Source organism: Mesorhizobium sp. M7A.F.Ca.ET.027.03.2.1 (genome assembly GCF_003999175.1).
Lineage (GTDB): Bacteria > Pseudomonadota > Alphaproteobacteria > Rhizobiales > Rhizobiaceae > Mesorhizobium.
This window is the reverse complement of sequence record NZ_RZOM01000116.1, coordinates 1-9,186: the sequence shown is the minus strand read 5'-3', so window position 1 is coordinate 9,186 and position 9,186 is coordinate 1. Positions and strand designations below refer to the sequence as shown.

The 9,186-nt window shown below is 62.2% G+C and carries 10 protein-coding genes and 3 tRNA genes; 3 read left to right on the top strand and 10 right to left on the bottom strand.

Translation table 11 applies throughout. The features are described 5' to 3' along the window. The 6 genes from EN750_RS07860 to tuf all read right to left on the bottom strand — a co-directional run. A partial coding sequence (locus EN750_RS07860; protein WP_281035583.1) for a transcription termination/antitermination NusG family protein occupies positions 1 to 280 on the bottom strand: 280 nt, incomplete at its 3' end. Between the two features lie 27 nt (positions 281 to 307). Beyond that, positions 308 to 511: a preprotein translocase subunit SecE gene (gene secE, locus EN750_RS07855; RefSeq protein ID WP_013531408.1), complete on the bottom strand. Its 204-nt coding sequence runs from the start codon at positions 509 to 511 to the stop codon at positions 308 to 310. Between the two features lie 395 nt (positions 512 to 906). Beyond that, positions 907 to 982 (bottom strand) — tRNA-Trp (locus tag EN750_RS07850). Positions 983 to 1,132: 150 nt separating this feature from the next. Beyond that, entirely contained in the window at positions 1,133 to 1,615 is a 483-nt protein-coding gene (locus EN750_RS07845; RefSeq protein ID WP_127396094.1) for a group II truncated hemoglobin, read from the bottom strand. 102 nt (positions 1,616 to 1,717) lie between these two features. Further along, positions 1,718 to 3,358, bottom strand: coding sequence for a hypothetical protein (locus EN750_RS07840; RefSeq protein ID WP_127396093.1), 1,641 nt, complete (start codon positions 3,356 to 3,358; stop codon positions 1,718 to 1,720). A gap of 154 nt (positions 3,359 to 3,512) precedes the next feature. Further along, positions 3,513 to 4,688 carry an elongation factor Tu gene (gene tuf, locus EN750_RS07835; protein WP_013531404.1) on the bottom strand — a complete coding sequence of 392 codons (1,176 nt, stop codon included), beginning with the start codon at positions 4,686 to 4,688 and terminating at the stop codon, positions 3,513 to 3,515. Between the two features lie 312 nt (positions 4,689 to 5,000). Between tuf and EN750_RS07830 the strand changes: the two genes are divergently transcribed. Beyond that, entirely contained in the window at positions 5,001 to 5,888 is an 888-nt protein-coding gene (locus tag EN750_RS07830) for a DMT family transporter (RefSeq protein ID WP_127396092.1), read from the top strand. Positions 5,889 to 6,005: 117 nt separating this feature from the next. Here EN750_RS07830 and EN750_RS07825 read toward each other — a convergent pair whose 3' ends face one another. After that, a complete protein-coding gene (locus tag EN750_RS07825; protein WP_127322984.1) occupies positions 6,006 to 6,263 on the bottom strand; it encodes a GlsB/YeaQ/YmgE family stress response membrane protein in 258 nt (85 codons plus the stop codon). A 132-nt stretch (positions 6,264 to 6,395) separates the two neighbouring features. Between EN750_RS07825 and EN750_RS07820 the strand changes: the two genes are divergently transcribed. Next, entirely contained in the window at positions 6,396 to 6,860 is a 465-nt protein-coding gene (locus tag EN750_RS07820; RefSeq protein ID WP_127322983.1) for a YidB family protein, read from the top strand. A 74-nt stretch (positions 6,861 to 6,934) separates the two neighbouring features. On the opposite strand, the gene EN750_RS07815 is transcribed toward EN750_RS07820, so the two are convergent. Further along, positions 6,935 to 7,008 (bottom strand) — tRNA-Gly (locus tag EN750_RS07815). A gap of 89 nt (positions 7,009 to 7,097) precedes the next feature. After that, a tRNA-Tyr gene (locus EN750_RS07810) sits at positions 7,098 to 7,182 on the bottom strand. 198 nt (positions 7,183 to 7,380) lie between these two features. Between EN750_RS07810 and EN750_RS07805 the strand changes: the two genes are divergently transcribed. Continuing rightward, entirely contained in the window at positions 7,381 to 8,226 is an 846-nt protein-coding gene (locus EN750_RS07805; RefSeq protein WP_127396091.1) for an RNA methyltransferase, read from the top strand. Positions 8,227 to 8,460: 234 nt separating this feature from the next. On the opposite strand, the gene EN750_RS07800 is transcribed toward EN750_RS07805, so the two are convergent. Next, a partial coding sequence (locus tag EN750_RS07800; RefSeq protein WP_127396090.1) for a 2-hydroxy-3-oxopropionate reductase occupies positions 8,461 to 9,186 on the bottom strand: 726 nt, incomplete at its 5' end.

Below are 9,186 nucleotides of genomic sequence, written 5' to 3'. Positions count from 1 at the left end.
GCTTGGAGTCGCCCAGGAAGCCGGTGACCTTCGGTGTGTTCTTGACCAGCGAGAACACCGCATCGGTCAAATTGGCCTTCAGCAGCACATAGCCCGGGAAGAACTTCCGCTCGGCATCGACCTTGCGACCGCGGCGAACTTCGACGACCTTCTCGGTCGGAACCACGATCTGGTGGATGTCGGCGGACAGGCCCTTCTGCTTGGCCTTGTTCTCGATATCCTCGGCGACCTTCTTTTCAAAGTTCGAATAAGCGTGGACGATGTACCAACGCGCGGTCATTTCAAGACTTCTCCGTAATCGCCGGACTTAGCGTCCGATGCCCAGAATCTGTTCGACCGCAAGGCCCATGAGCTGATCAGCGGTGAAGAAAAAGATCATCGCGATCACTGCGAAGGCCAGAACCATCACCGTCGAGATCATCGTTTCGCGTCGCGACGGCCAAGTCACCTTGGCGGTCTCCGCGCGAACCTGCTGGAGAAAGACGAAAGGATTTGTGGTTTTCGAAGCCATATGCCGCTCTGTCTTCAAGACCCGTTGGCCGGGTCTCCTGGATGATCCCGCTGGCCGGGACGTGCCGCCTGAGCCCAATCTCGCGCCGAATCAGCGCAATCATTTCGCCCATGCAAATCAGACGCGTAAAGCCGGTTTCCCAGCTCCACGCGTCGCGTGTCTGTTTCGTCTACATAAAACCGATTCTTGATCCACGCAAGTGGCAAGTCTCCGCTTTATGACCAAACACCGCCTCGGAACCATCCAGTCGTTCCGTCCCGGCTATGGCGCTCTTATGCCCCAATCGACCCTATATGGCAAGCGGGTCGCCGATTTTCAAAGACCGGACCAGGGAAATATCGTTTTGAACGCCATTCCGAAACGGCGAAACATTGGGTTGAATGCCATTCAGGGAATGGCACGGGCAGCAGGGCTCGAACCTACGACCTGCGGTTTTGGAGACCGCCGCTCTACCAACTGAGCTATGCCCGTATCGTGCGCATGTCGGCGCAGAAGGCGCTTCCTAAAAGCTTCCGCACGCTCTGTAAAGAGCGGTTTGCAAGCAAACGCGCCTTAATCCCTGCGCCAGAAATCGGGATGGCTGACAACAAGGGTCGTTCGGCAACGACATAGCCGCCGAAGCTACTTCGTACCCGGTGGCTTATAGGGGCCGCCCGGCACGCCCCAGCCCCAGGCCGGCATCGGTTCCGTCTGCGGATCGCAGGTCTCGCCGAGATTGGAGTTCATCTTGGCCAGACGCGATCCCCATTCGACATAGCCCATGAAGGCCGAACGGAATTCCGGATCGTCAGGCAGGCCGACCGCGTCGGCTGCATCGGCCAGGAGGCTGATCCAGCGGCGGCGCTGCTCCTCGCTCAGATGCTTGCCCAGATGGTGCATGACCATCTCGCGGTGGCCGCCGAACTGCTCGCTGTAGGTTTTCGGTCCGCCGAAAACCTCGCCGATGAAGGCCGCGACGTGGGCGGGGTGATCCGGCGACATGGTCTTGAACACCGGCCCGACGATCGAATCCTGCGCCACCTTGTCGTAGAAAGTCTGGGTCAGCCGGTTCAAAGCCTCGCTGCCGCCGGCCCATTCGTAGAGTGTCGGGATATCCTGGCCCATTCTCGATCCTCCGCCTGCCTGGCGCCGCCAGCAGCGACGATAGCGGAACAATCGGAAGCGGCTCAACCTGCCTCGATGGCCAGTTTCGGCCTCCGCCGCGCACTACAATTTGGCCGGCGCGTCAGCCTCGGCATTGGCGGAAGGCCGGATCCGGCAATTCTCGGGTCTTGGCACCGCCTCGCAAATGGTGGCACCGGTCAGCGCGTCGACCGATTGCAGGCCGGTCGTCAGGCCTACCTTCAGCATCATGCCGGGTTCCAGCCGGCGCTCGACCGAGCGCCGCTCGATCGCCGCGAACAGGGCGGGACCGATCGCCATCTCCTCGAGATAGGCCTTGACCATCTGCTTTTGCCCCATCGGGTAGAGGCTAAGCCGCGCCTGGGGACCGACAAACCGCCTGATGCCGCCGGCAAGCATCAGCGCGCAGGCCGAATCGCACTCCACGCCGGCATCGATGCTCAGCCCAGCATAGGCGCCCTCTTTGGCCAGGCAATTCCACGCTCCTGGGTCACAGCCGACGAAATCGGTGCGGCCAACGGCGACGTCGAGCTTCTTTTCATGGATAAGCCGTCCTGCCGCCAGGGCGCTGAGCAGGTCGCCTCCCCTCGAACTGATCACGACAGGCAGTTGCCGTTTGCCAAGCATGGCGAGCAATTGGCGCAGCTTCTGCGGGGTCCGGGGGGTGATCGCGCCTTCTGCCGAGATCCATTCCGGGCAGTCTGGATTGCAGAGTGGATTGGTGCCGCGAACGACAACGAAGCGCATGTCCTCATCGCGCCGCGCCGCCTCGGGTTCGATCGCCGGCGGAGCAGACTTGTCCGCGGTCGCCGTCAGGCCGTCAGGCTTGTTCCCCGGCATTTCCCGGCAATTCGCGGCCAGGCGACCGGGCTCGCACAGGCTTGCCGCGGTCAACAGGCCCACAGCGTCCGTGCTGGTGACCAGCTTCATCGCCAGCATGTCGTCGAGGGCGATCTGGTGGATTTCGCTGGCCGGGGTGCCCTTCATCGTTTCGAGCATGCTTTGTTCGATGCCCATCTGTTTCAGGTAGGCTGCCAGCTTTTTCTCCACGGACTTGCTCATCTCGTAGGTCTTGTAGCTGCCGGCGTTCTTGCGGCTGACGATCTTTGTGTTGAGGATCTTCTTCTTGCCCCCCACGACGCGGTAGGTGGTCCGGTATTGCAATTTCGTACGAATGTAGGTCGTGGTGATCTGATGGACGCCGAGATAGGCCCATTCGCCGGCCACCCGCCTGATACCGCCGGCAAACATCAGAGGACAGGCGGAATTGCACATGGCGCCATAGTCGATGACATCGCCGAAGTAGCGGGCGTCACGGTCCTGGCACCCCTTCGCACCGGGCTGGCAGCTGGAAAACACCGTCTTGCCGATGGCGATATCGAACTTGTTCTTGCGGATCAGCCGGCCAAGCGTCAGCGCCGCCTCGACATTGCCGCCGGGAGAATCGACGACAACAGGCAGTTTCCGGCCGCCAAGCGTCTTCAGCATGCGTTTGAAGAGTGCCGGCGTGCCGGCTTCTATCGAGCCCTCGGCCGATATCCATTCCGGGCAGATCGGCTCGCACCCCGGTGCGTTGCTGCGAACGATGCCGAACCGCATCGTCGGCCCAAGATCCGGCGCCGCATCCGCCGCAAAGGCTGCCGGGCCTGCGGCAAGCAATGCGAGCAGCCAGGTCAGAGCCAGCGGCCACAATGCCCGACGATGGAAAAACCGCCTTGGAACCATTTGAAAAAAGCCCCTCGATGCAACCTATACTAGTCGAGGCCCGGAGCCTTGCAACAGGGTTCGGCCGACTGGGCCGCAACCGATAGCCCCGCAAAAGAAAAGGGCGGCCCGAAGACCGCCCTTTTCTTGTCGATCCGGCGAATGCCGGGCTCGATTATTCCTTGATGGTGACGACGATGCCGGCACCGACGGTGCGGCCGCCTTCACGGATAGCGAAGCGCAGCTTCTCTTCCATGGCGATCGGCACGATCAGCTCGACATCGACCGTGATGTTGTCGCCCGGCATCACCATTTCGGTGCCTTCCGGCAGCGACACGATGCCGGTCACGTCGGTCGTGCGGAAGTAGAACTGCGGACGGTAGTTGGTGAAGAACGGCGTGTGACGGCCACCTTCGTCCTTGGTCAGGATGTAGGCTTCGGCCACGAACTTCTTGTGCGGCTTCACCGTACCGGGCTTGGCCAGAACCTGGCCGCGCTCGACACCTTCACGATCAACGCCGCGCAGCAGCGCGCCGATGTTGTCGCCGGCCTGGCCCTGATCGAGCAGCTTGCGGAACATTTCCACGCCCGTGCAGGTCGTCTTGGTCGTCGGACGGATGCCGATGATCTCCAGCTCCTCGCCGACCTTGACCACGCCGCGCTCGACGCGGCCGGTCACGACCGTGCCGCGGCCCGAGATCGAGAACACGTCTTCGATCGGCATCAGGAACGGCTTGTCGAGCGGACGAACCGGCGTCGGAATGTAGGCATCGACCGCAGCCATCAGCTCGCGGATCGCGTCTTCACCGATCTTCTTGTCCGAATCTTCCAGAGCAGCCAGCGCCGAACCCTTGACGATCGGAATGTCGTCGCCGGGGAACTCGTTCTTGGTCAGAAGCTCGCGAACCTCGAGCTCGACCAGTTCGAGCAGCTCGGCGTCATCGACCTGGTCGACCTTGTTGAGGAACACCACGATCGACGGCACGCCGACCTGACGGGCCAGCAGGATGTGCTCGCGGGTCTGCGGCATCGGGCCGTCGGCAGCCGACACGACCAGGATCGCGCCGTCCATCTGCGCGGCACCGGTGATCATGTTCTTCACATAGTCGGCGTGGCCGGGGCAGTCGACGTGAGCATAGTGGCGGTTGGCCGTCTCGTATTCGACATGCGCCGTCGAGATCGTGATGCCGCGCGCCTTTTCTTCAGGGGCGGCGTCGATCTGGTCGTAGCGCTTGTATTCGCCAAAATACTTGGTGATCGCCGCCGTCAGCGACGTCTTGCCATGGTCGACGTGGCCAATCGTGCCGATGTTCACGTGAGGCTTGTTACGCTCGAATTTACCTTTGGCCATTGTCTCTTTCCTTGGACGGCCCGGATCTTCAGTTCGGTCGAAGACCTTCAGTTCAGTCGAATGCGGGGCGATTAGCGACAAAGGCCAAAAAACACAAGCGTCTTTTGGCCGGGTGCCGTCTCACTCAGTCCGAACCATCGATCCGATTGCGGGGATATGACGCTGATATAGGAAGGCTCTGGGCAAAATGAAGGGGTAGCGGGCCGACCGATCGAGGCGGCGAAAGCGCTGGCGTGCTTGCCCGGCCCTGTCTGAATCATGGCCAGGCCATGGACCATTGCCGCCGCCACCCGCCTCTGATCTTGTGTCCGGATGCATTTCATCCCTGCCTCTATCCGCGGCCCGCTGTTCATGATCGTCTCGACGGGGTCGTATCTCGTCAACGACACGATGATGAAGCTCGCGACGGCTGGCCTGCCGTCTTACGAAGTGCTGTTTCTGCGGGGTGCCGCGGCAGCACTCTGGGGCTTCCCGCTGTTGTTCGCGCTGGGCTACGGCAAGCAGATCCCGCGGATCTTCGACAAGCGCGTCCTGAGCCGGAACATGCTCGAGCTGGCGGCGATCCTTTGCTATGTGGTCGCACTCGCCAACATGCAGATCGCCGATTCCACCGCGCTCGGCCAGATCACGCCGCTCTTGATGCTGGTCGGCTCCTCGATCCTGTTTGGCGAGCGGATCGGCGGCCGGCGCATGGCGCTGATCGGGCTCGGCTTCGTCGGAGCGCTGATGGTGGCGCAGCCGACCATGCAAGGCATTTCGGTCTACGCCTTGCTGGCGCTCGGCAATGCCACATTTGCGGCGGCGCGCGACCTTGCCGGCCGGCGGGTCGCGGCCGAGGTGCCGGGGATGATCGTGGCGATTTCCGCCGTCGTGGTGGTGCTGATCGGCGCCGGCGCCGCGCATCTGGTTTCAGAGCGCTGGGTCATGCCCGGGGCACATCACCTGCTGCTGATGGCCGGTGCTGGATTTTTCCTGATCTTCGGCCATTTCTTCATCTTCATGGCCTATCGCATCGGACCGACCAGCGCCGTGGCGCCGTTCTACTATTGCTTCACCGTCTGGGCGGTCATTTCCGGCCTGCTGGTGTTCGGGCAGTTCCCCAACGCGCTGGCCATTTGCGGCATTCTGCTGGTCGTCGGCAGCGGGCTGACCATCGTCTCGCTGGATCAGCGTCAGCGCCGGCTGGCCGTCGTCGCCTAGCCTCGTTTCATTGCTGCTTTTCGCCGCCCCGATGCCATAGGCAAGCCACTCTGAGCATACCGGCCTCAAGCCGGTCTCGCCTTCAGAAACTCGAAACCTCAGATGATCCGCAGGCGCCTAAAGCGTCCGCCTTGCGCTGAACTGATGGTAAGCCCACAGAACGACCACCGCGCCGATGACGGCAACGATCAGGCTGTAGATGTTGAGGCCGGTGACGCCTGACGCGCCGAAGGCACTGAATATCAGACCGCCGACAATGGCGCCGACGATGCCCAGTACGATATCCATGACGACACCCTGGCCGGTCTTGTTGACGATCTTGCTGCCGATGAAGCCGGCGACCACGCCGAGAATGATCCAGCTGATGATACCCATTTTTTCCTCTCCATCCCCTCGCCAGCCGAACATTTTCATAGGATTGTCAAAACCTCAAGCCAGCTTGAAATTCCGCCCGAATGCTTCATTGTCGAGGAGGGGTCGGGCCTTGTTCGCTATGGAGGATCCACGATGGGACTTTTTGACAATGCCGTTCCCGGCGGCAACATCACCAAACCCCTGATGATCGCGCTCGGCGCATTGCTGGTCGGCAAGATGCTGAGCGGCAGAAATGCCGAAGAGCCAGAGCAGTCTCCCGCGCCCGCTCCGACCGCCCCCGTCCCGACGGAAACCACATCCGCCGATGGTGGCCTGGCTGGCGGATTGGGCGGCCTGCTCGACAAGCTCAGAAATGCCGGCCACGGCAATGCCGCCGACTCCTGGGTCGGCACCGGGCAGAACCAGCCGATCAACGCCAACGATCTTGGCGCCGCGATCGGACCGCAGATCATTCGCGAGATCGCGCAACGGACCGGGCTGGACGAGCAGGAACTGCTCAAACAACTGTCCACCGCCTTGCCCGGCATCGTCGACAGACTGACGCCGAACGGCCAGGTGCCGCAGCAGCACCAGGTCGCCACCGCGTTCAACAGCTGACGCGGCGCAGCCACCACAATTGGAGCGCTGCGCCTCGTGCGCAGTGTTTCGATTTGCCGGATGGGATGAGTGTCTGGAGCGGGTAGCGGGAATCGAACCCGCATATTCAGCTTGGAAGGCTGCTGCTCTACCACTGAGCTATACCCGCGCCGTTCCTGAAGTACCGGATTCATCCGAAAAGCGCCATGCACTTTTCGGTCCGATTCTTGTTACGTTTCAGGGCTTCCGGGCCGGCAGTGGTGGAGAGGGTTGGATTCGAACCAACGTAAGCTAAGCTAACGGATTTACAGTCCGTCCCCTTTAACCACTCGGGCACCTCTCCAGTCTGCCGCCGGAGCCATGCAACGAGGCATTCACGCCGATCCGGACCCGAGTTATGTGTTCTCCGAAACCAGCGCAGCGCCTTATGGCGGCAAGCCCATTGGGTGTCAACCGCGCAACCATGGTTTTTCGTTTCTGTTCGCCGGCTGTAGTGACAGGCCATATCCTTGGCCGGAGGACACCGCTATAGAAGCCAGCCATGAGCGACAAAACCAACACCCCCAAAGACACCCATTACGCCAAGCTGCGCCGCGCCTATCGCGACGAGAAAAGCGGCGGCGCGCCGGCATTCCGGGCTCGACAGCCGGTTCCGCCGGGCGAAAATGCCGCGGATGGCCTGGTGCGGCTCTACGGCCTGCACACGGTGCGTGCCGCACTCGACAATCCGCGCCGCAAGATCAGGAAGATGCTGGTGACGCGCAATGCGGCCGAGCGCCTCGAAATCGCCGATCTCGCCGCCCTGCCCTTCAAGACCGAACTGGTCGAACCCAGGGACATCGACAAGATCACCGGGTCGGATGCCGTGCATCAGGGTGTGCTGATCGAGGCCGAGCCGCTTGCCAAGCGGCTCGATGCGCTTGGTGACGCGAAGCTGGTGCTGGTGCTCGACCAGATTACCGACCCGCACAATGTCGGCGCCATCCTGCGCTCGGCAGTCGCCTTCGGCGCCGGCGCGCTGATCACCACGGCCCGCCACAGCCCGCAGGAATCGGGCGTGCTGGCGAAATCCGCCTCCGGCGCGCTGGAGCACATCGACCAGATCGAGGTGAAGAACCTCGCCGACGCGCTCGGCCAGCTGCACGAGGCCGGCTTCCGCACCATCGGGCTTGATTCGGACGCGCCGGCCGAACTCGAAAAGAGCTTTGCCGGAGAAAAGATCGCCCTGGTGCTGGGCGCCGAAGGCAAGGGCCTGCGCCAGAAGACCCGCGAGACGGTGACGACGCTGGCGCGGCTCGACATGCCCGGCGCCATCCATTCGCTCAACGTGTCGAATGCCGCGGCGATCAGCCTTTACGTGGCGCGGGCATTTTTGAAGCGCGGCTAGAGCAATTCTAGGAAAAGTGTGAAGCGGTTTTCCCGGGAAATGCGCGTAGCGATTTTCCCTTGAGAATTGCGTCAAGACAAAGAGTTAGAGCATTTCGCCGTTTCCGTGAAACGGTGGAATGCTCTAAGCCAAAAGTATCTCGAAACGAGAAACGGGTCCCGACAAACGCCGGAACCCGTTCTTCGATGGGCCAAGAGTTTGCGGCTTGGGAACGTTGCGCCGCCCTCTCCTGACCTATGCCGCTTTGCCCCTGGCGTCGGCTGCCTCGCTGCCGACCTCGAAATTGGCCATCCGCTCCAGCGCCCTGACCAGCGCCGAATGATCCTCCTTGGCGCCGCCATTGGCTGCGCAGGAATTGAACAGCTGCTGAGTCGTCGAGGTGTTGGGCAAGGAAACGCCGAGCGCCTTCGCGCCCTCCAGCGCGAGGTTCAGATCCTTCTGGTGCAGTTCGATGCGGAAACCAGGCGCGAAGGTGCGCTTGACCATGCGCTCGCCATGCACTTCCAGAATGCGCGAAGCCGCCAGCCCGCCCATCAGCGCCTGCCTGACCTTGGCCGGATCGGCGCCAGCTTTCGATGCAAAAACAAGCGCTTCGGCGACGGCTTCAATAGTCAGCGCGACGACGATCTGGTTGGCCACCTTGGTGGTCTGGCCGACTCCGTTCGGCCCGACCAGGGTGATGTTCTTGCCCATCTTCTCGAACACGGGCTTGGCGCGCTCGAACGGGGTTTCCTCGCCGCCGACCATGATGGTCAGCGACGCCGCCTTGGCGCCGACCTCGCCGCCCGAGACCGGTGCATCGAGATAGTCGCAGCCGAGATCGTTGATCTTCTTTGCGAACATTTTGGTCTCGATCGGCGAGATCGAGCTCATGTCGATGACCAGCTTGCCCCTGGCCAGGCCGGACGCGACGCCGTTCTCGCCGAACAGCACATCGGCCACCTGCGGCGTGTCGGGCAC

Coding starts and splice junctions, on each gene's coding strand:
- EN750_RS07820 (WP_127322983.1), top strand. CDS start 6,396: ATGGGACTTTTTGACAATGCCGTTCCCGGCGGCAACATCACCAAACCC.
- EN750_RS07825 (WP_127322984.1), bottom strand. CDS start 6,263: ATGGGTATCATCAGCTGGATCATTCTCGGCGTGGTCGCCGGCTTCATC.
- EN750_RS07845 (WP_127396094.1), bottom strand. CDS start 1,615: ATGGGCCAGGATATCCCGACACTCTACGAATGGGCCGGCGGCAGCGAG.
- tuf (WP_013531404.1), bottom strand. CDS start 4,688: ATGGCCAAAGGTAAATTCGAGCGTAACAAGCCTCACGTGAACATCGGC.
- EN750_RS07840 (WP_127396093.1), bottom strand. CDS start 3,358: ATGGTTCCAAGGCGGTTTTTCCATCGTCGGGCATTGTGGCCGCTGGCT.
- secE (WP_013531408.1), bottom strand. CDS start 511: ATGGCTTCGAAAACCACAAATCCTTTCGTCTTTCTCCAGCAGGTTCGC.
- EN750_RS07805 (WP_127396091.1), top strand. CDS start 7,381: ATGAGCGACAAAACCAACACCCCCAAAGACACCCATTACGCCAAGCTG.
- EN750_RS07830 (WP_127396092.1), top strand. CDS start 5,001: ATGCATTTCATCCCTGCCTCTATCCGCGGCCCGCTGTTCATGATCGTC.